Source organism: Patescibacteria group bacterium (assembly GCA_041664365.1).
Taxonomy (GTDB): Bacteria; Patescibacteriota; Patescibacteriia; order UM-FILTER-42-10; family UM-FILTER-42-10; genus JAHJEX01.
The window spans coordinates 14,432-39,043 of the sequence record JBAYKW010000011.1; the positions used below are offsets into that span (position 1 = coordinate 14,432).

A 24,612-nucleotide genomic window follows, 5' to 3' on the forward strand; every position below is an offset into this window, starting at 1 on the left:
GCTACACATAACGTGTTAATAAAAATATAAAACTCTGCCAGCAACGCTAGAAATTGCCGACAGGACTTGAAAAATAAATAATCTAATTATTAGCACTAACCGAACAATGAACGCTAATCATTACAACTATAACCCTAAAAAAAGGGGGAAGTTCTATCGTGTCGTCAACATTATTGTCATGACGGCTTTTTTATTTAATATGAGCGCTACGCAGGGACTTTTAATGCTGTCCCCCGCGCAAGCAACACAACCAGTTGATGTAGGCGTTGACAAGTATACTATTTGTCATGCCACTGAATCCACTAGTAATCCTTGGACAAGGAATAATGTTGCAGAACCTTCTTTGTCTGCGCATCTTGATGAACATGGAACTCCACTGGCAGGACATGAGGGAGATGTTTTACTAGGGATAGACAATGAAGATGTATTGCAATGCCCAACAGTTGTTCCCCCGGTCTGTTCGGAAGTGTTTGCTGACTATGATCTTAATGGTGATTGTGTCGTAAATCTATCCGATGTCGCAATGTACGCAACAGCGTATGCGAACGGAGAAGTGTTTGACACAGCAACAGATTACAATGAAGACGGCATTGTTTGGGATCTTTCAGACGTCTCTTGGTTTGCGGAACACAAAAGCATTGACCCATCCGCAGATCTCAACAACGATGGACAGTCCAACGAAGGCGATATTACATGTTTTTCCGCTATGGTTGGTGCCACCGACCCTGAATGCAATATTGATGTAATCTGTACCGACACAGACGGAGATGAAATCTGCGATGAAGTTGATAATTGTCCTTTGGTAGCAAATCCTGATCAGACTGATACTGATAATGATGGTGTAGGTGATGTTTGTGATAATTGTGTAAATACTCCAAATCCTGATCAGGCTGACGATGATGGTGATCATGCAGGTAACGCTTGCGATGCATATTATTGTGTCCCTACCAATGACAGCGTTGAGATATGTGATGATTTAGACAATAACTGTGACGGATACGATGATGAAGGAGATGTTTGTCAAGAACAGAGCTGCGTTGAAGGTCCGACCTGGGCATATGAATTAATTGCAAATGACCAAGGAACACAGTACGGTGGTGGCAATATTGATGCCAACCGCTCAGATCCAATGCAAGCACTTGGTGAAGCTGACTCTGTTGATGGACAACTCGGTGATTTCTACAGTTTGGGTATGAACGGCTGGATTACCCTAAAATTCCAATATCCAGTAATGGATGTTGACGGAGATGACCTCTCTTTCCACGAGGAAACATGGGGCAGCCGAACTACATACGGAATAGAAAAAGCCCAGGTAGCAGTAAGTAAAGACAATATAACCTGGGAAAATATTGGTGAAATAAATAACCAAACTGCTGATGGTATTGATTATCTTGATTTTTCCTCAACAGGATGGGACTTTATCCGCTATGTCCGCTTAACAGATACTACTGACTTTGCGGCAGAATTCCCAGGCAACGGCACTGCTGATGGTTACGACCTGGACGCTGTCGATGCGACAAACGGTGTTTGTGAAGAAATACCTGACCCGGTAACCTATGATATCCACGGACAGAAATGGAACGATGAAGATAATGACGGAATTTGGGATGATAATGAAGACCCACTTGCAGGAGTAGAGATAACACTAGATGGCGGAAATGCTGGTACAGTATTCACAAATGCAAACGGAGAATACGAATTTTCAGATTTGCTTCCAAACAGCTATACAATTTGCGAAGTAGTTCAAGATGGATGGGAACAGACGCTACCTGGCACAGGTTCAGGAGATTGTTACGAAGTAACACTGCCGGACGGTGGAGATACCACATATAATTTTGGTAATCATCGAATAGATAATGTTACAATCGTCGCATATAAAATAGTCTGTACAGAAGAATCCGACCTACCTAATTGGGGAAATGGCGGAGAGAATATTACTGCGGCAACTGCCCAGAATTGGGTAGATGCTCATGAATCTTGTGAACTTGTAGCAGATTGGAATTTCCAATACCGCATAGACGGCGGTGATCCATACAATCCGGGAGACAATACCGGTGTAGCCGGTGGTGACTGGCATACATTCGGACCAACTGTGAATGGTACGACTTCTGTAGATCTTGACTTGGATCTTGCTGACAAATTTTGGTTTCGTGAAGTCATGCAACCCGGATATATTCCTTTCACCTATAATGTTGTAGGAAATAACAGCAATAATGTTTCAGCCGAATTCTACTGCAATAATGATGTCTTAAACTATGACAACTTAGAATGGATTGACAACATGACTCCGGGCGAAACATATCATTGTGTTGCCTGGAATGTGCTTGATGAAGAACCAACCTATGATCTGCACGGTTATAAATGGGACGACCAGAATGGCGATGGTTATGATTGTACTCCAAATGATTCACTTTCAACGCTAAATAGCGCAGAAAACTGTGAACCAAAACTATCGGGTTGGACAATCAATCTCTATGAAGGAGATAGCACTGAACCGCTCGATACCATGATTACATCCAGTCTAACCGAACATTTCGGTTGGTACTGGTTTGAGAATCTTCCGGCGGGAGACTACAGAATCTGCGAGGAATTACAGACCGGCTGGAACCAAACCTATCCTGGAGAAGACGGCTGCCATTATGTTACTCTACCGACACTGCCAACTGATAAAGCTGCTTTTTCACTAAATGCGGTATTTGCACCGGAATATAACTTCGGCAACACCCATGACACAGGCGACTTGTCGATCATTAAACTGGATGATAACGGGAATCGGATGCCAAATGTGGCTTTCCAAATTGACGGTGAAAATTATCAAACCAATGAGGAAGGAATGTTTACTGACAACCTCTTGACCGGCTATCATGTCGTTCAGGAAATGGGTACGGAAGGTTATACGTTTACCTCTGTAAGCGGTGAAAACTGTACCAACAGTAATCCTTCCGCAGCTTTGGTTAATAAGAACTCCGTCACCACCTGCACATTCACCAACACTCGCGATACCGGTGAATTAACAGGACTGAAATATGAAGATTTGAACGGTAACGGAATGCGCGACTGTCCTGATGCCGACAAAATATCGTTGATTAACGGACCGGTTGACGATCCTGAATGTGAACCGGTGCTTCAGGGTTGGACGATCAATATCTCTCTAAATACCTGTTCTGAAGACAGTTCTGACTACGACTTAAGTGGCGATGAAAATCTAAACCTATCAGATATTGCTATGATGGCGCAGTATTTGGAAACACCAAATGACCCGCAGGGTGACTTGAATGCTGACAGTTTAACAAACCAGGCTGACTTCAATTGTTTCTCCACTATGTACAACGACCAATCACTTCCTTCAGAGCCGGACATGAGCGATGTTACTGATGAATACGGCAATTATGAATTTACCGGACTAATCCCGGGATCTTATGATGTCTGTGAAGTTCAGCAAGATGGCTGGCAACAAACTGAACCGGGTGATAATACCAATCCTAATAATGAAGATTGCTATACATTGCTCGTTAGCCCGGGCGATGAAATCTCCTATGTAGATTTCGGCAACACCTATGTCGGTTACTGCGGTGACCGAATATTACAAGAAGATGAATTATGTGATGGTACTCTCGGTGAAATATCTGACAACTTCACTTGCGTTATGGATGGACCACAGCAATGTCAAACAGTAGTTGAAGATCCTCACTCCACAATTACTGGCTATAAGTATGAAGATTTGAACGGCAACCACGAATGGAGTCCCGGTGAAATGCCTTTGAACAACTGGGAAATCTGCAGAACATTTACTTCTGGAGAAGGTCCAACAATTAATAGCAATTTGAGAATTGCAATTGATATTCTTCCGTTTGAAGTTCTGCCATCTGAAACTTCTTGTGTCCTAACCGGCACTGGTGAATGGCTCGACGGCTATTATGAATTCAAATTCTACGGTCCGGGACACGCGACAGTTACTGAAACAATGCAACCGGGTTATACAAAAACTCAACCAATTGAAGCAGGTTATGAAGTAGAAATGACTGAACCGATTGTATATGGTGATTATAATTTCGGTAACCAGCCAGACTTCGGCGTCACAATCACAAAAACTGCAGATAAAACAACTGTCGGAGCGCTTGAACAGTTCAACTATTCCGTAAATTGGACGCTGAGTGGATTAGTTACTGCCGATAATGTTGTGATAACTGATACGCTACCGGCAAAAGTAACATTCGTATCAGCAACCAACGGCGGAGTATACGACGCAGCCACTCATACGATAACCTGGTCAGCAACAAACGTTGCTCCAGGAACCGGCAGTTACGGTGTAACTGTTCAAACAACCGCTGGTGTATCCAACACTGAAGAATTGATCAATAACGTAAAGATATTAGCAACTGAAAGCTTAACACCAGCCGAAGTATCTGCCTTAGCCTTAGCACCGGGAGTTATCAGTATTGAAAGATCCGCGACTGCCAGCGCAAAAGTAACCGTAAGCGTAACACCTGCTGCCACAAATCCCCTACTGCAGATTACCAAGGATGCGAGTGAAGCTACAGCTGACGCCGGTGACACCGTAACCTATACAGTTGTTGTTACCAATGTCGGTTCAGCAACCGCCACCAATGTCATGGTGGACGATACTTTGCCGGCCGGAATGACCTTTGTTGAAGGCGGTGGAACTACCGTAGCATTAGTACTTGGTGATATTGCGATCGGACAGTCGAAAACAACTACTTATGATGTAAAAGTAGCTGATACGGCGACAACCGGATCGTATGAAAACCTGGCGGAAGCGCATGCCGATAATCATGCCAAAATATCAGATTCCGCGATTGTGAACGTAGAAGCCCCGATTGTTCTGGGTGACACCACTGAAGCGGAATTAGCACTGATCAAAACCGCCGATGTTGAATTCACCAACCCGGGCGGAATGGTGGAATACACACTGACCATTACAAATAACGGCACAGAAGATGCCCAAAACGTAGTCCTAACCGACCAACTGCCGGAATGGTTCGTGTTTGAAGGCACTACCGATGCGGTAAAGCTATGGGAATTCGCCACAATTGCCGTAGGATCAGCCGAAACAGTCACCTATAAGGTGTCCGTGGACGCTGCCGCTACCGCCGGAATGTACGATAATGTGGCACTTGCCACAGCTGACAATTCCGAGAATGCTGGTGCTTCTGCTACTGTTGAAGTACGTGCTGTCTCTGTATTAGGCGCGTTGGTTGAAACCGGTTCTACTCTGCGCGATTATATCCTGTATTTCGCGGGAATAATGCTGGTAGTTTCCGGAATCTTTTTCTCCACCAGAGAAAGAAAGCTTCAGCAGACAAAGTAGCTGGAATATAGATTTTAAGAGCACCCCGAGGGCCTTTGTATAAGGCGCCGGGGTGTTTTGATTTGTATAATCGGTAGTTGCCAAAAATAGTAATAATGTGTTCTAGCCTATTGACAAAAAATCCATTTGCTGTAAGATGTAGGAACTATAAATAGTTCTTTATGCGTTGCACATTATCACGGAGGAAGAACACGAGCTTATGCTAGTGTTTGGGGGGAATAGAAAACCAACAAAAGGTTATAAAAAAACCAAAATAAAAGTGTACTAGGAGTTAAACCTTTAAAATCGCTATTTTTAGCGAATTTGTAACTTGTTGTTGGTTTTTTGTATTCATGAAAAACCATGTGGATTAGTACATTATACTTATAAATAACTCCCTCTTGATAGGGAAAAATAATCAAATAACTAAACGAAAAAAGAATGAAAATTAATCTCTTACCTAAGAAAAAAGCGGTGTGGGAAACAACCTACAAGTCATTCCACATTGTAGCGCTTATTGCGCTAGTATTTAACATGTCCTCAGTAGGGGTGTTTTTAACCCCAAATACTGCTCTGGCAGCGGAAAAGACACCTGAAACGGCAGTTGATGTCGTGGCAGAAGAAGTAGTCGCAAAACCGGTAGTTGAAACAGCAACTGATAAAACCGACTGTGCGGAAGGCGAAAAATGCGAAGATACCGGCACAATCCAGATTAAAAAGTTCCTGGATCAGGACCGAGACGGAGTTCATGATACAAACGAAGCATTACTGCCAAATTGGCATTTTACTATTGTAAACGGTGCATACAGTACTCAAGGTGCTACCAACAGCCAAGGTATACTGACTCTGCTTGATATGCCGCTTGGTACTTACCAAGTCACTGAAACACTGCAGGATGGCTGGCACAACAGCACTCCATTGACCCAAAATGCGGTTGTAACGTTGAATAATACAACTACACTATATTTTGGTAATTACTTTGCCAGCGAAAGCGGATTGCAGAATCTGCTTGCCGGTGAAGGAATCTGCTATGAAGATGCATGGGGCTACAATACCGTAGCTAACGGGGTTGGATTAGCAGAAGTTTCATCCGGTTCTTTCAACCTGGATGTACCGGAAAACCTTTATAAAGCTTATATCTTCTGGGGCGGGCGCTATGAAGGCGTAAACCCAGGTGATAATGAAATTAAACTAAACGGCACAACTGTTACCGCAGACGCCACAAACATTGAGCAAGGCTCAAATCCTGAGTGGGGCTGGGTTGGCTACTATGCTGATGTAACCAGTCTGGTTTCTGTTGGTAATAATAACTATACCGTGACTGAAGTTGACGTTCACGACCTGTACAACGACGGTGCCGGCATTTTGGCTGTCTACAAAGATTCCACCATTGAACCGACCCAATTCGCGATTAAAGGCGGTTTAGACTACGCCTTCCACGGTTTCCCGGATCCAATGGGACCGGACACAAAGGTTTATACTTATACATTTGACCCGGCACCTTATGCCAGAACTGCTAATACTACCCTACTGGTTGGTGACGGCGAAGCCGGAACATCCCGCGGAGACAATCTGTGGTTCAAATCAAGCACAGGTAGTGCTCCGACCAATCTGGTGAACCAGGCTGGTGCTTCAGAAATTGCCACAAACTTCATGGTACAGTCCGACGGACCGCAATGGGATACTTTCTCAACCACAGTAACCATCCCGGCTAACGCGACATATGCCAGCTTCCAGATTGAATCTCCGGAAGACCAAGGTGATGTATCACCTTACGGAGAAAGCATTGCTTGGCACGCACAATCCTTGGTAATCGATCAGCATTGCCCGGGAGTATGTGAATTAGAAATTAAAAAATCTGTTAACAAGACTGAAGCAGAACCTGGCGATACACTGGAATACACATTAGCTTACGAAAATGTCGGAACAGCTGACTGTACAGGAACTGGCGTAAAATTATATGACGATCTGGATAGCAAACTTACTTACAACGGCATTCATTCTCAGGATAACGATGATCATGACATTACCTTTGAAGGTAATTTCAACGGCACTGATCCGGTGGCCAATGCACACGTAGTCAGCCCGGGTGAGTCCGGGTATGTCACATTCCAGGCGACAATTACGGAAGACCTGAAATGCGGTGAAAATGTGATTCCTAATGAATCCAAAATTTGGAGCACTGAAACCGGAAACATCCCGAGCAACATAGTAAACACAAATGTTTACAAAGAATGCTACGGATCACTAAAAGTAATCAAGAGTGTTGATTTCGGTGAAGCGACACCTGATAAGTGGGATTTCACTGTTGCCGGTCACGGCACACAGTCTCCAGTTGAAGGACAAAACTATGTCATCTTCACAAATCTTCTGGCAGGATCATATTCTGCGACAGAAAGCGACCTGCCGGGTTATCATCAGGTATCTTCAACCTGCGATAATGTGCAGGTTACACCTGGCGGACAGGCAGTATGCGAATTCCACAATACCAAAGATACTTTCTGCAAACTAGAATTCACCAAATCAGTAGATAAAGAAAATGCACTGCCGGGCGATACATTGACCTATACCATCAATTATCAGAACATCGGCGACGGTAACTGTACCGGAACTGGCGTCAAAGTCTACGACAATCTGGACGACCGCTTAACTTATGTTGATGATTCGCTGAACGGAACTGAATACAACGGCAATGGCGACGGCATCACTCTGTTTGAAGAGTTTGACGGCGTTAACCCAATTGCTAATGCTCATGTAATAGTACCAGGCGAATCTGGAGCAATCAGTTTCCAGGCAACCATTACCGCCGAAGATTTGAAATGCGGTGAAACCGTAATTCCTAACAAAGCAAAGGTCTGGAGCAATGAAACCGGATACTTCTCTAGCAATGAAGTTGAGACAACCGTCTACAACGAATGCTACGGATCATTGAAAGTAATTAAATATGTAGATGAAGGCAATGCTACTCCGGATATGTGGGATTTCACTGTTGCCGGTTATGGCACACAGTCCCCTGCTTTCGGACAAGATAATGTTGTATTCAAACTGCTTCCTGAAGGAACATATTCTGCAACAGAAAGCAACCTGCCGGGCTATCACCAGGTATCTTCAACCTGCAACAATGTTGAAGTTATCGCCGGTCAACAGGCGGTTTGTGAATTACACAACACAGTGGATCGCTATGACATCCAAGGGTTCAAATGGAACGACTTGAATGGCAACGGCGAATGGGATCAGAATGAACCGGGCAAATCAGATTGGACAATTAACCTAAACACCGTTGAAGGAACCCCACTACAATCAACAATAACATCAGATAAAAACCTTGGTTACTACGAATTCACCGGAGTATTGCCGGGTATCTACCAGGTATGTGAAGAACAAGGCGACGGATGGTATCAGACTTACCCTTCCGAAAATACCGGATGCCACTATATCTATCTGGGACCTAACGCCGACAATGAAGAAATGTCATATAATTTCGGCAATACTGCTTATGGAGAAATCTCCGGCGCAAAATTCGACGATGCCAACACCAATGGTGTGTGGGACATCGGCGAACCGGGACTTGAGGACTGGACCATTGAGCTCAGATCCAGCTGTTCTACAGTATTTGCTGACTATGACTTGGTGCCTGACTCCGTAATCAACCTGTCAGACGTAAGCCTGTTTGCTGAAAAATATTTTCTGGGCGACACTCTGATCGACTTAAATGGAGACTCGGCTGTAAATAGTTTTGATCTGAACTGTTTCAAAAATAAACTGGGTGCAACTCCGGAAACAATGACTGTAAATCCTGTCATCATGACCAGAACAACAGACCAAAGCGGTTATTATGAATTCTCGCTTCTGGAAACAGGTTCATATTATGTTTCCGAAGTACAACAAACAGGCTGGGTACAGTCACTGCCGGGCGGAAATGGAATGTATGGACCGATAGTTATCACTTCCGGAATGGTTTCGATTGACAATGATTTCGGTAACTACCATCCTGTACAAAAAGTACCAAACATCTCAATAGTAAAAGACATTACAAATCACAACCTGGTTAAGGGCGGATTTGTAGACTATAAAATAACTTACACAAACACCGGTGAAGTAGACCTGACCAATGTCTATATCGTGGACAACTACCCGGAACAATACCTAACAATCGCCAATACCGGCGGAGCAGTCGATAACGGCAATACTCTGACCTGGACAATCGGAAACCTTGCAATTGGCGGAACCGGCAGCGTAACCTATCGGGCCACAATCAAGGATGTTACTCCGGCTAATGTTGATATCATCAACGTCGCCACGATCTATTCCGATCAGACCGATCCAAAAAGTGACGACGCTAAAACTGTGATCCCTCCGGTTGTAGAAAAAAAGCCAATTCTGAAAATTACCAAAGACGTAAATGTGCAATTCGCCAATCCAAATGATACTGTGAAATATACTGTAGTAGTATCAAATGTCGGTGATGGCGCTGCGATCAACGTTATTCTCACTGACGTCTTACCTGAAGGATTAACCTATCCTGAGGGCGGGACTACTAAAACATTCGCACTGGGAAATATTAACCCGGGCGCATCAGTAACTCAGACTTATGACGCGGTTGTCGGTAAGGATACAAAAGCCGGAAACTACGTAAACACCGCTTCAGCCAAGGCAGATAACCACAGCCAGGTATCAGACGATGCCACGTTAGAAGTGCGTATTCCGGAAGTTAAAGGCGATGCTACTCCTGAATTAGACATTACGAAAACAGTTAACGTTGAATTCACTAACCCGGGTGATACAATCTCATATACCATCGTTGTTAAAAACATTGGCGACGGTGAGGCAATCAATGTTATACTTACAGACCAGCTACCGGAAGGCTTCGTATATGACGGAACAGAAGATGTGGTGAAAATGTGGGATCTGGGCAATATGGCGCCGGATGCCTCCAAAACCATCACCTATGCTGTAAATGTGCTGAGCAATGTCACTGCCGGTATGTATGAAAATATTGCAGTAGTTGGAGCAGATAATGCTGAAAACAAATCCGCGATGGCAGATGTAGAAGTAAGGGAAATCGTGGTATTAGGCGATGTATTGCCTGACACCGGAACATCTGCGCTTGATTACTTGTACTACCTAATTGGAATAGCTACACTCATTATTGGCTTATGGACAATACAGAGAAAAAATTCCGATCGATCGATGGGAAAACAAATCAGCACAAGCCAGACACTCGCAAGAAAGCGGTAAGAATTGGTGCGTTAATTGCGATTGGGTTTGGGATAATTATATTAGCTTATCCCTTTATCCCCTCCATTCAGTACGCACTGTTCCCTCCGAAAACGAATATCCAAGCAATTGATGACTCCAAAGAATTAATCTCCGGATTACCACTATCTGAAGATAAACAGACCAGTGAAGATTATACCGGTAATCGTCTGATTATTCCTAAAATAGGAGTAAACGCCAAGGTGGTTGAAGGTGAAAATGACCAGGCATTGCTTAGAGGCGCGTGGCGCATGCCACAAACCTCTACTCCTGACAAAGGAGGCAACACAGTTATTACCGGTCATCGTTTCCGTTTTCGACCGCCAAACAACACTACATTCTATTTGCTCGACAAGCTTGAGCAAGGCGACAAAATAGCTGTTGTTTGGGAGGGGAAAGAGTACTACTACCGGGTAATCGAAATCAAGGTAGTAACCCCGGATCAGACTGAAGTGATTAATCCAAGTTCGGATCCGATTCTGACAATTTTCACTTGTACTCCCCTGTTTACATCGCAGAAAAGGCTGGTTGTAATCAGTGAGTTGATCTAATATCAGTAAATATTAACTAAATAACAACAGCCCCGCATTTGCGGGGCTGTTTTGGTTTGAATATAAAATCCAAACGGATCAAACAGAAGCTGATTGACGCCGTAATGCCTCCGTAGTAACATGTAAAACCGGCTCACGAGACCACTAAAACCGTAAGGAGGAAGCCGATGCGCTCTTTTCGCAGCTACGTGATGATCGCCCGCCCCCAACACATGTTACTGGCTGCCCTTACGACCTGGGTAGCCGCCATGCTCTCCAACGGACCTCATTGGTTCACAACAGCCAAAGTGGTCGCACCGACTATTATGGCATTCAGCGTGTTTGGAGCAAGCCTGTTTCATTTCGGAGCGGCCAACCAGATGTACACGCGCAAAAGCGAGTCGCTGGCCGTGCGCGATCCGGCCTTGCTTGACGGCTTGTTCTTTGGTGGCATAGCGAGCATCCTCACCGCTATTGCAATCACGTTCACCTACCTGAACGAAACCTGTCGGGTGATCGTAGTCGCCGACGCCACAATTATCCTTGCCTATCCCAACCTGCTGTCCCGACACTGGTTCTCGAAGAATAGCCTGATCGCCTTCGTCTGCGTATCGCCAATCCTCATAGGCTGGCTTGCTGGAAGCCATCAGCATTCCAGCATTCCCTACGGCATCGGCATGGCATTCTTTTCTTTCCTGGCAAGGGAAATTGTGAAGGATGTCCAGGATCGGAAAGCAAACCACGGCTATCGCTGGACCCTGCCCTTGTGGCTGGGAGTTATTCCGGCCAGGCGCATTGCCGGCGCCTGTATGCTGCCAAGCCTGGTTGTAGCAGGCGGTTTTGGCGCCACTCTGCCTCGATACCACTGGTACGTCGCCGTTCCATACTGTCTGGCGGTGGCTTATTCCCTGATCGCCACCCACGCGCTGTTCTTTGTCTCAAACGGAAGAGAGAAAAAAGAATCCGAATGGATTCTTATGGGCAATGCCTGTATGGTTGCCACATTCTTCCTGCTAATCTTTCCCTAGTCACACAGCCCTCCTTCCGATCTCACATTGGAAAACGGCTGTTTTTTATTTTAATTATAGTAATCTTTTATTATCAATATTTTGGTGTATGGATGATTCCAAGCTATTGAACCATAACGCGGGGGTTGACCTCGTTAGAGGGTTTCCTCTAACGGGGTTGACAAATGTTTTATTATATGCTAATATTGCGTGTTGAATCAAAATACCGTAATATTAAAGTACCTTAATATCTAACTGTAATAATATGGCTAAAAAAACAATTTTAGTTGTTGAAGACGAGAGACCACTACTAAATGCCCTTTCCACAAAACTGCAAAATGAAGGGTTTGAAGTAATTGAGGCGGAGGACGGAGAAATCGGGTTAAAGCTGGCAATCAAGCATAAACCGGATATGATACTGCTGGATATAATTCTCCCTAAAATGGATGGGATCACAGTGCTGGAAAATTTAAGGGAAAATGCCTGGGGTAAAACTGCAAATGTAATAATTTTAAGTAACTTAAGTGATTGGGATAATACACAAAAAGCTGTAAACTTGAATGTACATGATTATCTTGTAAAATCAGACTGGGAAATAAAGGACGTTATTAAAAAAGTAAAAAGTAAACTCAAATAAATCAATTTAATGATAAGTTGAATAAAATGAGTAATCAGATTAATAAATTTGTCAGTAAAACAAAGAACCGGTTAACCTACCAGTCTGCTGTTTCTTTGCGTACCGCAAGAACTTATTTTATCCCTCATGAAGATAATGCCCACAGACCGTATATTATTAGACCGGGCGCTTTAAGATTTTACAGTATTGTATTAATCATTACCAAGCTGGCGGTAACCGCGTTTATGTATGCCTCCTATCCATCACCGGCTTATTTTTCCAGCGCTTCCTCCTCAAACATCATTAATCTTACCAACAGTTCACGCGAAGCAAACGGCTTGGCTGATCTGAATGTATCTGAAAAATTAAATCTTGCTGCTTATCAAAAAGCACAGGACATGGTTAAAAATAATTACTTCAGTCATGAAAGCCCTTCCGGAGCGCGATTCTGGAACTGGGTAATCGGTGCCGGATATCAGTACACCACGGCCGGCGAGAATCTGGCCATGGATTTTAATTCTGCGGAAGCTGTCCATAACGCGCTTATGGCATCAACAACCCACCGCCGGAATATTTTAAATGATAAATTTTCAGAAATCGGTGTTTCAATAGTAACCGGAAGTATTAACGGTAAAGATACAACTATTTTAGTCGAAATGTTTGGCGATCCAAAAGTTGCCGTAGTAGAACCGGTTCCGACTCCTGTGCCAACACCCGTACCGACAACAAATGTAAATACAACCAGAACTAATACAAATATCAAACCTACTCCCCTGCCCGCTCCAATATACAAAAGCGAGATAGTTGGAAAAATGGCAGATTCTTTAAATATTAAACCGGCAGAAACCATCAATTATTGGGTGGACGTTAAAAATACCGGCAATACAACCTGGCTCGCTTCCGGTAATAACTTTATCGCGATGAATGTAACTGATCCGGCCGGAAAAGAAAGTCAATTTGCTGATTCAACATGGCTCACAAAATACAGGCCGACAAAAATATCCGGTAATATGGCACCGAATGGAACTGCCAGATTTTCATTTTCTCTGAAGGCGCCGGAAAAAGTCGGAACTTATGAAGAATCATTTCAATTAGTCGCGGAAAATATTACTTGGATCAATGGAAGTTATTTTAAACTGCCCATTACTGTAACGATGCCAGAACCTGTTAATTTAAATACCGCGCCAGTAATGGAGAATGTAAATATTGCGGAGCCAGTCAACTTGAATGTAAATATTGCAGTACCTGTCAACCTGAATACCAATACCGCGGAACCGATAAATCAAAATGTTAATAATACAATTGAGCAACCAGGTTTTGTAGCCTCAACAAACACAAATCTGACAATTAAGCCGGCGGAAACTGAAGTCACTCCTTTTGTGGTTGCTAGCAATAATTCTGAAGCAACAAAAGATTTCTTGAGCTTTCTCAATAAATATTCCAACGTCATATTCTGGATAATACTGATTCTGGTGTCAATTTCGCTTTTAATCAACACAATTGTAAAAATAAGGGTTCAGCACGCAGGTACCATCATTCCCAGTCTTCTGGTAATACTTCTGGCCTCATTAATGCTGTTCATGAGATTCCACTTTATTCAAAATCTCGGTACGAGTCCAGTGATTCTGTAAACATAAGAGCTGATGGTAAATAAACTTCACCTCTACATTATCCCGCATAAAGATAATCAGCATCGGCCGCATCTTTTACGGCCACGCATGCTTTCGATAATCAGCATTTTTGTCTTAACGGCAAAAATTTTCGTTACCGCCGTATTTTTATTTTCTTACAATTCTCCGGAAGTATTTGCAGAGATATCATCCAGAAAATTAGTCGAACTCACTAACCAGTCCCGGACCACTGCCGGCGTAAATCCAGTAAAAGAAAATGCTTTGCTGACTAGAGCCGCTTACCAGAAAGCTCAGGATATGCTGGATAGAAACTATTTTAACCATGAAGATCCGGACGGAAATATGCCTTGGTATTGGTTAAAAAATAATAATTATATTTATTCGTATGCCGGCGAGAACCTGGCGATGGATTTTACCAGGGCAGAAACCGTGCACGAAGCATGGCTTTCAAGCGAATCGCACAGGGCAAATATTGAAAACCCCAATTACAAAGAAATCGGGATTGCGGTGGTGCATGGTAAATTAAACGGAAAAAGCACAACTGTACTGGTTGAATTTTTTGGCACTACTTTCATCCCATCAATAGCAGGAGAGCCAGATGTTCTATATTCCGAAACTGCAGGGAATCCCCTGTCCACTGAAGTTCTGGCGGATGGAAATAATCCTCAGTTGAAATCAGCTGAGGTTACAGCAGAGCTTAAAGGGATTGAAAACAAGGGCTTCTTAAGTTCACTCAGCTCTTACTCAGATAAAATTTACTGGGCTTTGTTTCTGCTTTTGATTTCGGCATTAATGGTCAATATTTTCGTTAAGATACGGATCCAGCATCAACCGGCTATAATACAAACAATTGCAGTGTTATTACTGATCGGATCAGCTATAGCGGTGCGAACCCACTTTTTAGAGAATATCCCCCGTCTACTGCAGATTATCTAAAATTTGTTGTTTTAACGGATGTTTTGCTATAATATAAAAATGATGATGATAAAAATAATTTTTATTCCACTGGTAATCTCGGTACTGGTGCAATGCTCAAAAACAATCCCTGATATATTCAAGGGTAGTTTTAATTGGAAAAGCATTTTAAAATACGGCGGGATGCCTTCCGGACACAGCGCGCTGGTTGCATCACTTTGTACTATGGTTGGAATTGCTCAGGGTGTAGATACGGTTGAATTTGGGATTGCGGTGGTTATGTCAGTTATTGTCTTAAGAGATTCCGTGGGACTCCGTAGGATAATCGGAAAACAGGGCGAGGTAATAAATAAATTAAATCTTGCAAACAAAAACATTCCTGCTGTGGAGGAACGCGTTGGCCATACTCCTTTTGAAGTATTAGTCGGAGTAATTGTCGGTATCGGATTTTCCTACCTGTTAAATTCGATCATCTAACAATACAAATATACTTAAAAAAGAGATTATATCTCTTTTTTATTTTTCTTAATTTCTGTTTCAATTTCGTGAGCGATCCTGTTCCCGATTCCGTCTATTTTTTGAATACCTACTAACCACCCGCTGGCATAGATATCGATCAGTGATCTGTTCAGGCTCCTGATTGCTTTCGCTGCTTTGAAATATGCAAATCCTCTGAATTTTTTCTTTTCATCCGCAAAGAAAATTTGTGCTTTTTGATCAAATTTATCGGCAATAATCTGATTAAATTGCATCGGCAGCTTTTGATCAATATTTTTACTGGCTGACATAGATCCCGGCAAGCAGTAAAATTATAAAAAACACACCAAGTAAAGTTAAAAACGTTGTAACCATCACCCGGATTGCATCTCTTACCCTCCGTTGGACAAATAGGTGGATTGGCAGCCCGAAAACAAGTGCTCCGGAAACTGAGGCGCTGAATACTAACAGCATTAACATCAGGCCGGCAGCAAAAATTTCCTCAACATTGATCATCATTGAACTCAAATTATTCATAATCAATGCAACAACAACCACATAAAGCGATTCTAGCAAACCCATTAATACTCCAGATCTTACCTGGTTTGATTCCCCTTTTAATTCAAACATGTTTTTCATAGTTAATTATTGATATTAGAAAATTGTTCCGCGTTCATTTCCTCCCATTCATCCATGTTTTTGTTCCACTTATACGCAAAAATTGTATCAACAGTTTCAGTATCGGAAAACTCCAGTTCTTCTGAAACATTAGAACCGATCCTTTTAGCAGCCAGTACTTTTCTTCCGGTGACTAAAGGCTTTTTTTCTCTTTCCAACTTGATCTTTCCTAAAGGTCCGTTAAATATAATCCGCTCGACAGAACCCATACCGTCCATAATCTCTTCCGTTTCGTGTTCTTCCACATCAAATTCCTCCTTTGCATATATGATCAAACTATCCCATTTTTCCTGATTCATTGCGTTATTATTATATATTATCCTTAACTATATTGTAGCAGAATTTTAATAAATTAAAAACCGATGTTCAATCGGCTCTATGGGGCCCCCAAAAATCGCATAGTAGTTTTCGAGATAAAAATAATTACCGAGCAAATCAGGAGCGCATCCGGGCAGTTGTGTAGCAACTGCATCGGGGAGCACGGATTTGCGAGGAAAGGGACACAGACCCGAAACCAAAGACAACTATGTTAAAAACATAAAAACCGATGTTCAATCGGCTTTATGGGGCCCCCAAAAATCGCTAAGCGGTTTTTGGGGAAAGCGGGATATTCGTGAAAGGTGAAATCCTGAATAATAATTCAGGATAGAACCTGAAACGAATAATCACGCGTGGTCGGGGTGGCGGGACTTGAACCCACGACCTCATCGTCCCGAACGATGCGCGCTACCAACTGCGCCACACCCCGTTAGAAATCCTATACTTGCCCTCTATCAATTCCCCCCAAACCTTCTGTTGCGCCGGCTATATTCCTCTATTGCATCATCAACATCCTTTTCGGTAAATGCCGGCCATGGCTTATCAATAAACAATAATTCGCTATACACTGACTGCCATGTCAGGAAACCGGAAAGTCTCTGTTGTGCGGATGTCCTAATTATCAGATCCGGATCAGGTAGGTCCGACGTGAAAATGTTTTTACTAATCAGCTCCTCTGTTATTTGAGCCGGCTTAACTTTTTGTTTTACAATCTTCTTTACCGCTTCAGTGATTTCCGACCTGCCACCATAGTTCAGTGCAATATTTAAAATACCCCGTTTATTATTCTTTGTCATTCGCATCGCTTTCTTTATCGCGTCTTTAATATCTTTAGAAAGACCTTTTTCAATTCCAATCACCCGAACTTGGATTCCCTTGGCATGGAGATTTGTGATCTCGTCTGTAAACGCCTTCTTTAAAAGATTCATGAGATATGATACTTCTTTTTTTGAACGATCCCAATTCTCCGTTGAGAAAGCGTAGATAGTAAGAATAGCTACACCACGATCCAGGCACCACCCACCCACTTTCATCGCAATATCATAACCTTTTTTATGACCCGCGAATGTAGGTAAGCCTCTTTTCCTTGCCCACGTGCGGTTCCCGTCCATTATGATACCAATATGCTTTGGAATTATAGCTTTCTCGACATTGGTTTTCTGTGATTTTTTTGCCATATTAATCAAAAACCCTTTACTGGTAATATAATTTTCTCTTATATTCTAATATTTTTAGCAACATTCGTCAATTGCTGATTAATGCCATATTATTCAGAAAATTCAATGGTTCGGTATATTAAAATTTCTGCATTTTGTTTCCATGCGTCCAGCGGGAGACCGGCTTTATGGCACAAACTAGAAAGAAACTCTTCCTTATCGTTTATTTCTCTCCAAACACTGGGCAAAAAAGTAGCACTGAAACTGTTCTTTTTTAGTACAATTCCGTCCTTCCCTGAATCTATCTTTGCCAATAAATCCTGATAATCACGATAATAAAGCGGCTCGGGAACTGCGAGAATTGAAATATCAATTTTCGTTTTCGGCAGTTCATCTTTCGCAAGCGCCGGAAATCGTAAATCACGGAATGCCGCAGCATATGCCTTGTCAATTATCTCTTCATACAACGGCATTTCCGGGTTGATACTTCCGATACAACCGCGTAAACTACCGTTTTGTGTAAGTGTGACAAAAGCCGCACGCTTTCTTTTTAGGTTTTCCGAAATCACTTCAGATTCATCGATTTCCATTTTTGCATGGTTTGCAAAATAGAATTCAATAGTATTTCGTGCAAGTTTAAGCAGAAACGTTTTTTCTGCTTGGGTATATTTTTCCATATTTTTATTGCCAAACCCCTTCGATAACATAACCACATTTAGAACACTTGCCTTGAATGATTTCATTGTTTATTACAGAATGCCAGTCTCTGGTTATATTTACGTGATTACATTTCGGACAGTATGTGCTTTGATGCTCACCATCCGCTACATTACCTGTGTAAACATATTTTAACCCGGCGCTTTTGCCGGCCCGATACGCACGCAACAGGGATTCAGGAGGAGTAGGAGGTGTTTGTTCCATTTTATAGTTTGGTGAAAAAGCTGTCACATGCCAAGGAATGGAATCGCTGACATCAGCAATAAATTTTGCTATTGAATTTAATTCCTCGTCTGAATCGTTTTCTCCGGGTATGATTAACGTAGTTATTTCCAGCCAAATCCCCATATCATGCGCGCGCTTGATGGTTCTCAATACCGGATCCAAATGGGCTTTGCATGTTTTCCGGTAGAAATCATCATTAAAAGATTTTAAATCAATATTCATTGCGTCCAGATAGGGTCGTATTTTTTCCATCGCTTCTTCTGATTCATAACCGTTAGAAACAAAAACATTCTTAATCCCCTCTGCATGGGCAAGTTTAGATGTGTCATACAAGTATTCAAAGAAAATCACCGGTTCGTTGTAAGTATAAGCAATTGAAGGTATTTTATGCTTCAAACAGTACTCTACAATTTTATGTGGTGGTAAATCCTGACCATAGTCCACCAGTTTTCCCAACCGTAACATTCTCTCATCCTTATCCTTAATTTTTTTCTGTACTTCTTTTGCCGATTGTGAAAGATCCCAGTTCTGGCAAAAATCACAGGCAAAGTTGCATCCGACAGTTCCCAAGGAAAATATTTCTGTTCCCGGCAAAAAATGAAACAGCGGTTTTTTTTCAATCGGGTCAACATGCACAGCAGACGCCTTGCCATATACCATCAGATATAGATCGCCCTGGTAATTCATTCGCACACCGCAGACACCCGTCCTGCCTTCGACAATCCGGCAATAATGGGCACAAGCGGTGCATTTTACCTGTCCTCGATCCAGTTTTTCGTATAGTTTCGCTTTACTTAAAACTATTTTATTTCTGTGCATATCATTTGCCTAGAATAATACTAAATTGTTTATTAGAAAAATGTTTAGCCAGATAAATTAATATTTACGATAACGGGTATTTATTTCATCATAAACTGATTTTGAAATATCTTGAATTGCTTCTTCCAGCTGATTTACATTATTGCCTTTCGTCATGATACACAATAAATACGGATGATCAGGATAATATACCACTCCACAGTCATGTAACTGCTGTCTTTGGCTATTCTGATCCGACCTGATACCAAATTTATTGGCTATTACCAGATCACCGGGAAGATTTTTGGCAATGCCGGAATCATATTCCGCCCTCGCAAGTAGTGCTAGTGCCTTTTCTGAGAATTCCCTGTTCAGATACGAGGCATTATATAAAACTCTGAATAAAGAAGAATATTTCCTTACGGTAATATAATCATCATCAGAATCCTCCTCGGTAAAAGGAATATCCAAAACATCATGCATTAATCGTATTTCATCGAAATCAACAACATTTGATAACAAATCAAAGGCGTAATTTTCCGATTTAACAATCATCTTTTCAATCAAAACATCGACTGTCTCGCCGTTCTCTGATCCCTCCGGCACTAATTCCAGTGAAAGAAATGAGGGGTCGGTTTCCGCCCTTTTATAAAGTGCGATCATCATCGGTACCTTCAGCAGGCTGGCAGGGGCAAAAAGAGCATCCTGATTAACTCCGTACCAAGGGCCGTTATTTAAATCACGATAATAAACTGAAACATCATCAATTGTATTTTCATTGAGCTTCGCTGTCGTTATATTAGAAACAGTTTTTTCCAAAGAAATAATTTCCCTACTGGAAAGACTGTCGTTAGATTCACATTCTAAAAGCGGGCTGATGAATTGATATCCACCCTGCCTGATTTCGCTTGAGCGCTCAGCACTATTGAAAAAGAAATATCCGATTCCAAAGCCGATTACTCCGCCTATTAATAAAAAAATAAAGAGGGCAATAAAAACTTTATTTGCCGTAATTTCTCTGTATTCTTTCTTATTATTATCATGCATAATGCTTGTTTCCTCTATATATTATACTGTTTTGTCCAAACAACGTCCAATCATAAAACCCCTCAATAATGAGGGGTTTTATGAGAATTACTGAAATTACAGTGTATGACTCATACACTGTCCGTAGCTATCAGTTTTACTCCAAGCAGACTGCGGTATAACCGCGTGGATGCAACCCGGTCCGAATTTGATTTCTTTTTTTATCTCTTCTTCGGAGTAATCACCATAGACTCTTCCGTATGCCAACACAAGCGACCAGGTAGCGTCAATCCCCTTGCCGATACTGGTCAGATAGTCTGAAACCCACTCCATTTGCACCTGTTCTTGCGCAAATGTTGAAGTAGTTCTTCTGATATTGTACCGATAGCGGGATGCGTTTAAAAGATAACGATATTCGCTCCCCTGATATCCCGAAGCTATTGCACGATCAACTTCAGTTTCATTTGTAATTAATTTTATGGAGATATCGGAATTATAATTATCTTCATCAATAATCAAGTTTTCAAGATATAATCTTCCGCTTTGCACGCTCATTGAACTATTATATTCTGGAACGGTAAATTCAATATACTTGTCAGTCCATTTTGTGATTTTAAATTCATATCCAGAATCAGGTCCGAATACAGAATAATCACCTCCAAAAAGTACCCCCACTTTATCTGTAAGAGTCGATGGTCCCGATCCAAGTCTTGTACCGTTAAGTCTGACAGTTTCACCCGGCATTACGTATGATTTATCAACAGATGCAAATTTTGCATTTGAATTTCTAGTATATTGACTATATAAAGCACTTGTCACTGAATCAGTGTCTCCTCCGATATAGTCAGCGTAACTGCTCAAATTAGACCCTTTATATTTTACCCAGAATCCGTATTTTGTTCCGTCGGCAAGAGAAGTTGTTATGAAGCAGTGTGAGGTGTCACTGACTACTGTTACATCTGAAGAATAAACATGATCTGCGCCGTCTATATCCGATGGATAATATTCTACTTGCGGATAGCCTGGTTCGCTGTTCTCAACAGTATCTGCAACTGTCCAGCAAATTTTAATTCTTTCATTGCCGATCTCTTGTGTCCAAAAATCAGTTACAAACTGTTCAGCCGCATTACCTTGCGGAATGAAAAGTAGTAAACCAAAAAAACTAACTACCCCGATTGAGATAAGTAACTTGTGTTTCATAAGATACTTCCTTTAAATAATTAATCCTGTGATCTTCTGATAAATTACATCATATATATATATATGCAAAACCACTCCGAATCTAAATGCTCAACAACCCTTCCATTATGTGTATTGCAGGTGCCGGATCATTGTCATCAGGTTCCAGAGTCAAAACGTAAAAATCATGATCCGTCAGATCTTGGTCTGTGGTATATGTGTTTTTATAAATTCCACCATCTTTAACAACCACTCCTGTACTGACAACGCTTTGAGGATAACTTCTGACAATCCACCCCTCATAATAATTCGTACCTTCCGGATCCGGCAGATTCTCAAAGGTTACCAGCAGATCATATTTGGCATTTTCAAAATTTGCTTTTGCCTCGCCGAAACCTGATCCCCCGCTGACATCTGTTAATAAACCGGTAAACCGATATTGCATTTCCACTGTTGTATTAGTATTTACAATAGAATTATTATTACTTTCCGAATCATCTGCAATCTTTTTACAAGTATTATCAACGCATTTTGCAGTTATGTTATTCTTTTCAATCATGTAGCACGGCGCATATTGTGGACATGGCACAGCTGGACAGATTTGTTGCGCCTTACCATCAGCTACTAAATCGTTAAATGATTCCAAATTAACAGCGACATATTTATCTTCTGTATATACTGGGCATTCAGGCGTTGCACAACATGATGTGTAATCTTTTTCACGATTAATGATCTGACAATCTTCATCTTGCACACAACTTGTAGAAACTTGCCCAAAAACTAAATCTACCATAACAGAATTATTAACATTCGTATTTGCCATTGGTTCTTCTGTATTATCATTGGCAAGAAATATCCATGCATATCCGCTGATAATAATTAAGACAACAACCGTAATTAATATTTTTGTATTTGCAGGCATTTAAAATTATTAATTTTTAAAACCACTTTTTTCTTTTAAAGTAAGCTACCATAAATACGGCGGTAGAAATGATCACAACCCACACACCATGATAACCATAGTGCCAATAGAGCTCTGGCATATTGCGGAAATTCATACCGTAAACGCCAACTAAAAAAGTTAAAGGAATAAATATGGTGGAAATAATCGTTAAAACTTTCATAATTGCGTTCATGCGATTGCTGATCGATGATAAATATATATCAACCATGCCGGACAACACATCGCGATAGGATTCGATAGCTTCGATCGCCTGGATGGAATGGTCATAAATATCACGGATATACGGACGGGTACTATTTTTCACCAGTGTTATTTCTTCCCGTTCAAAACGGCTAACCACATCACGGAGTGGCCATAAGGATCTGCGAAGCAACATTGAATCCTGCTTAATCTTGTTCAGCTTGTGCAGAGTATCTGAAGTTGGATTAATCAATAGTTCCTCCTCAATGGCTTCTATTCTATCTCCCAGCTCTTCCAATACAGTAAAATAGTTATCAACAATCGCATCCAACAATTCATAAACCAGATAATCACAGCCCATTGATCTGATTCTTTTACCGCCATCCTTGATGTTATTTCTGATAAAGCCAAAAACATCGCCCTCCGTTTCTTGAAATGTCGCCACTAGTTCATCTTTAAATATGAAACTTACCTGCTCGGCATGTATTTCTTTATTGGAATCAAGAACAAACATTTTTACCACAATAAAAATTGTTCCATCATTCAGCTCATATTTAGGGCGCTGGCGGGTATGCAAAACATCCTGCATCAGCAGATGATTCAATTCAAACTCCTGACCAATTTTTTCAATCTTCCGGACATCGCGCAATCCGGTAACGTTTATCCAGTTACAGTGTTTCTTCTTGATGGAAGTATCCAGTTTTTCCAGATCTATAACATACTCCTGAAAATAGCTTTCCGTGTTAAAAGATATCAACTCCACTTTAGTCTGAGTTGTTTCCTCCTGCGGATGTGTTATTAATACACCTTCCTTGTGATCCGATTTTTTAATAGATCTCTGAAAAAACTTCGTAGGAGATATTTGTGATAGTTTCATTGCAAATGCTTATTATTTGATTTTTGATACATTTATATACATAACTATTATACACCATTAATCAGATACTAAAAAACGAGGTTTTGCCTCGTTTTATACCCTCTATGCGCCGGTACATTGATGTATAATGTCCTGGCGGGGGTGGAAGGTATCGAACCCTCGTCTCAGGTTTTGGAGACCTACATTCTACCATTGAACTACACCCCCATTAGCCATATTCTATTTTCTCAAAGTAACTGGAAAATGAAGTGATTCGGATTCTACCATTGCCAGCCCAAGGCTGGTCCGCCTTTGGCGGAAACTACACCCCCAATATACTATTTGGTTTCTTTATGGACAGTGTGTTTTTTGCACCACTTACAGTGCTTTTTCATCTCAAGTCTTTCTTTGAGAGTTTTCTTGTTCTTTTTGGAATGATAATTAATGCGTTTGCATTCTGTACATTCCATTTTTATTAGATTATCTTGTGACATCTGTGTTTTCTAAATATGATTAATTAATTTGTATATGATGATCTACCGAGTAAATCAGGAGCTCACCAAACTGGGGCCCCCAAAAATCGCACAGCGGTTTTTGGGGAAAGGGGCACAAATGCAGAAGGTGGAGTGGATGCAAATTTTGCATACACGTAACCTGAAGCATTTGATGACCCGTGGAGCCGAGAAGAGGATTCGAACCTCCGACCTGCTGTTTACAAAACAGCTGCTCTACCACTGAGCTATCTCGGCATGGTGGGCCGGGAGGGATTCGAAC

Annotated in this window: 19 protein-coding genes and 3 tRNA genes; 8 read left to right on the top strand and 14 right to left on the bottom strand. The window is 41.7% G+C overall.

Features of this window, described 5'->3' with window-relative positions; genetic code table 11:
• Positions 1-106: 106 nt before the first annotated feature.
• The 8 genes from WCW66_06055 (at position 107) to WCW66_06090 (ending at position 15,740) form a co-directional block, all read left to right on the top strand.
• Positions 107-5,329 (top strand): SdrD B-like domain-containing protein, encoded by a 5,223-nt coding sequence (locus tag WCW66_06055; protein ID MFA6392276.1) that lies wholly within the window; start codon positions 107-109, stop codon positions 5,327-5,329.
• A 420-nt stretch (positions 5,330-5,749) separates the two neighbouring features.
• Positions 5,750-10,546, top strand: coding sequence for an SdrD B-like domain-containing protein (locus WCW66_06060; GenBank protein MFA6392277.1), 4,797 nt, complete (start codon positions 5,750-5,752; stop codon positions 10,544-10,546).
• A complete protein-coding gene (locus WCW66_06065) occupies positions 10,465-11,115 on the top strand; it encodes a class E sortase (GenBank protein ID MFA6392278.1) in 651 nt (216 codons plus the stop codon). The genes WCW66_06060 and WCW66_06065 overlap by 82 nt, the downstream gene beginning before the upstream one ends.
• Before the next feature lie 167 nt (positions 11,116-11,282).
• Positions 11,283-12,122, top strand: a complete 840-nt coding sequence (locus WCW66_06070) for a UbiA family prenyltransferase (GenBank protein ID MFA6392279.1) — start codon at positions 11,283-11,285, stop codon at positions 12,120-12,122.
• A 244-nt stretch (positions 12,123-12,366) separates the two neighbouring features.
• The gene (locus WCW66_06075; protein MFA6392280.1) at positions 12,367-12,738 is read left to right on the top strand and encodes a response regulator; all 372 of its coding nucleotides are present in this window, start codon (positions 12,367-12,369) and stop codon (positions 12,736-12,738) included.
• Positions 12,739-12,764: 26 nt separating this feature from the next.
• Entirely contained in the window at positions 12,765-14,348 is a 1,584-nt protein-coding gene (locus tag WCW66_06080; GenBank protein ID MFA6392281.1) for a CAP domain-containing protein, read from the top strand.
• Between the two features lie 12 nt (positions 14,349-14,360).
• Complete coding sequence (locus tag WCW66_06085; GenBank protein MFA6392282.1) at positions 14,361-15,284, top strand: CAP domain-containing protein; 924 nt, start codon at positions 14,361-14,363, stop codon at positions 15,282-15,284.
• 45 nt (positions 15,285-15,329) lie between these two features.
• The gene (locus WCW66_06090; GenBank protein ID MFA6392283.1) at positions 15,330-15,740 is read left to right on the top strand and encodes a divergent PAP2 family protein; all 411 of its coding nucleotides are present in this window, start codon (positions 15,330-15,332) and stop codon (positions 15,738-15,740) included.
• Between the two features lie 26 nt (positions 15,741-15,766).
• On the opposite strand, the gene WCW66_06095 is transcribed toward WCW66_06090, so the two are convergent.
• From WCW66_06095 to WCW66_06160, 14 genes are all read right to left on the bottom strand, one after another.
• Entirely contained in the window at positions 15,767-16,051 is a 285-nt protein-coding gene (locus tag WCW66_06095; protein MFA6392284.1) for a hypothetical protein, read from the bottom strand.
• Positions 16,038-16,379, bottom strand: coding sequence for a hypothetical protein (locus WCW66_06100; protein MFA6392285.1), 342 nt, complete (start codon positions 16,377-16,379; stop codon positions 16,038-16,040). Before WCW66_06100 ends, WCW66_06095 begins: the two co-directional genes overlap by 14 nt.
• Before the next feature lie 2 nt (positions 16,380-16,381).
• Positions 16,382-16,717, bottom strand: coding sequence for a hypothetical protein (locus tag WCW66_06105; GenBank protein MFA6392286.1), 336 nt, complete (start codon positions 16,715-16,717; stop codon positions 16,382-16,384).
• Positions 16,718-17,090: 373 nt separating this feature from the next.
• A tRNA-Pro gene (locus tag WCW66_06110) sits at positions 17,091-17,166 on the bottom strand.
• A 25-nt stretch (positions 17,167-17,191) separates the two neighbouring features.
• Entirely contained in the window at positions 17,192-17,914 is a 723-nt protein-coding gene (gene uppS, locus WCW66_06115) for a polyprenyl diphosphate synthase (protein MFA6392287.1), read from the bottom strand.
• Positions 17,915-18,003: 89 nt separating this feature from the next.
• The gene (gene amrA, locus WCW66_06120) at positions 18,004-18,570 is read right to left on the bottom strand and encodes an AmmeMemoRadiSam system protein A (protein MFA6392288.1); all 567 of its coding nucleotides are present in this window, start codon (positions 18,568-18,570) and stop codon (positions 18,004-18,006) included.
• Positions 18,571-18,574: 4 nt separating this feature from the next.
• Positions 18,575-19,654: an AmmeMemoRadiSam system radical SAM enzyme gene (gene amrS / locus WCW66_06125; protein MFA6392289.1), complete on the bottom strand. Its 1,080-nt coding sequence runs from the start codon at positions 19,652-19,654 to the stop codon at positions 18,575-18,577.
• A gap of 57 nt (positions 19,655-19,711) precedes the next feature.
• Entirely contained in the window at positions 19,712-20,680 is a 969-nt protein-coding gene (locus WCW66_06130; protein MFA6392290.1) for a serine hydrolase, read from the bottom strand.
• A 96-nt stretch (positions 20,681-20,776) separates the two neighbouring features.
• Positions 20,777-21,859, bottom strand: a complete 1,083-nt coding sequence (locus WCW66_06135; GenBank protein MFA6392291.1) for a hypothetical protein — start codon at positions 21,857-21,859, stop codon at positions 20,777-20,779.
• 82 nt (positions 21,860-21,941) lie between these two features.
• Positions 21,942-22,760: an anti-sigma factor gene (locus WCW66_06140; protein MFA6392292.1), complete on the bottom strand. Its 819-nt coding sequence runs from the start codon at positions 22,758-22,760 to the stop codon at positions 21,942-21,944.
• A 16-nt stretch (positions 22,761-22,776) separates the two neighbouring features.
• Positions 22,777-23,859: a magnesium/cobalt transporter CorA gene (corA, locus tag WCW66_06145; protein ID MFA6392293.1), complete on the bottom strand. Its 1,083-nt coding sequence runs from the start codon at positions 23,857-23,859 to the stop codon at positions 22,777-22,779.
• 133 nt (positions 23,860-23,992) lie between these two features.
• Positions 23,993-24,066, bottom strand: a tRNA-Trp gene (locus WCW66_06150).
• Between the two features lie 110 nt (positions 24,067-24,176).
• Positions 24,177-24,332, bottom strand: coding sequence for a 50S ribosomal protein L33 (rpmG, locus tag WCW66_06155; GenBank protein ID MFA6392294.1), 156 nt, complete (start codon positions 24,330-24,332; stop codon positions 24,177-24,179).
• Between the two features lie 180 nt (positions 24,333-24,512).
• Positions 24,513-24,587, bottom strand: a tRNA-Thr gene (locus tag WCW66_06160).
• Positions 24,588-24,612: the final 25 nt, after the last annotated feature.

Excerpts from the sequence above, each read along its gene's own strand:
- WCW66_06055 (MFA6392276.1), top strand. The coding sequence starts at position 107 with ATGAACGCTAATCATTACAACTATAACCCTAAAAAAAGGGGGAAGTTC.
- WCW66_06060 (MFA6392277.1), top strand. The coding sequence starts at position 5,750 with ATGAAAATTAATCTCTTACCTAAGAAAAAAGCGGTGTGGGAAACAACC.
- WCW66_06065 (MFA6392278.1), top strand. The coding sequence starts at position 10,465 with ATGGACAATACAGAGAAAAAATTCCGATCGATCGATGGGAAAACAAAT.
- WCW66_06070 (MFA6392279.1), top strand. The coding sequence starts at position 11,283 with ATGCGCTCTTTTCGCAGCTACGTGATGATCGCCCGCCCCCAACACATG.
- WCW66_06075 (MFA6392280.1), top strand. The coding sequence starts at position 12,367 with ATGGCTAAAAAAACAATTTTAGTTGTTGAAGACGAGAGACCACTACTA.
- WCW66_06080 (MFA6392281.1), top strand. The coding sequence starts at position 12,765 with ATGAGTAATCAGATTAATAAATTTGTCAGTAAAACAAAGAACCGGTTA.
- WCW66_06085 (MFA6392282.1), top strand. The coding sequence starts at position 14,361 with ATGGTAAATAAACTTCACCTCTACATTATCCCGCATAAAGATAATCAG.
- WCW66_06090 (MFA6392283.1), top strand. The coding sequence starts at position 15,330 with ATGATAAAAATAATTTTTATTCCACTGGTAATCTCGGTACTGGTGCAA.
- WCW66_06095 (MFA6392284.1), bottom strand. The coding sequence starts at position 16,051 with ATGTCAGCCAGTAAAAATATTGATCAAAAGCTGCCGATGCAATTTAAT.
- WCW66_06100 (MFA6392285.1), bottom strand. The coding sequence starts at position 16,379 with ATGAAAAACATGTTTGAATTAAAAGGGGAATCAAACCAGGTAAGATCT.
- WCW66_06105 (MFA6392286.1), bottom strand. The coding sequence starts at position 16,717 with ATGAATCAGGAAAAATGGGATAGTTTGATCATATATGCAAAGGAGGAA.
- uppS (MFA6392287.1), bottom strand. The coding sequence starts at position 17,914 with ATGGCAAAAAAATCACAGAAAACCAATGTCGAGAAAGCTATAATTCCA.
- amrA (MFA6392288.1), bottom strand. The coding sequence starts at position 18,570 with ATGGAAAAATATACCCAAGCAGAAAAAACGTTTCTGCTTAAACTTGCA.
- amrS (MFA6392289.1), bottom strand. The coding sequence starts at position 19,654 with ATGCACAGAAATAAAATAGTTTTAAGTAAAGCGAAACTATACGAAAAA.
- WCW66_06130 (MFA6392290.1), bottom strand. The coding sequence starts at position 20,680 with ATGCATGATAATAATAAGAAAGAATACAGAGAAATTACGGCAAATAAA.
- WCW66_06135 (MFA6392291.1), bottom strand. The coding sequence starts at position 21,859 with ATGAAACACAAGTTACTTATCTCAATCGGGGTAGTTAGTTTTTTTGGT.
- WCW66_06140 (MFA6392292.1), bottom strand. The coding sequence starts at position 22,760 with ATGCCTGCAAATACAAAAATATTAATTACGGTTGTTGTCTTAATTATT.
- corA (MFA6392293.1), bottom strand. The coding sequence starts at position 23,859 with ATGAAACTATCACAAATATCTCCTACGAAGTTTTTTCAGAGATCTATT.
- rpmG (MFA6392294.1), bottom strand. The coding sequence starts at position 24,332 with ATGTCACAAGATAATCTAATAAAAATGGAATGTACAGAATGCAAACGC.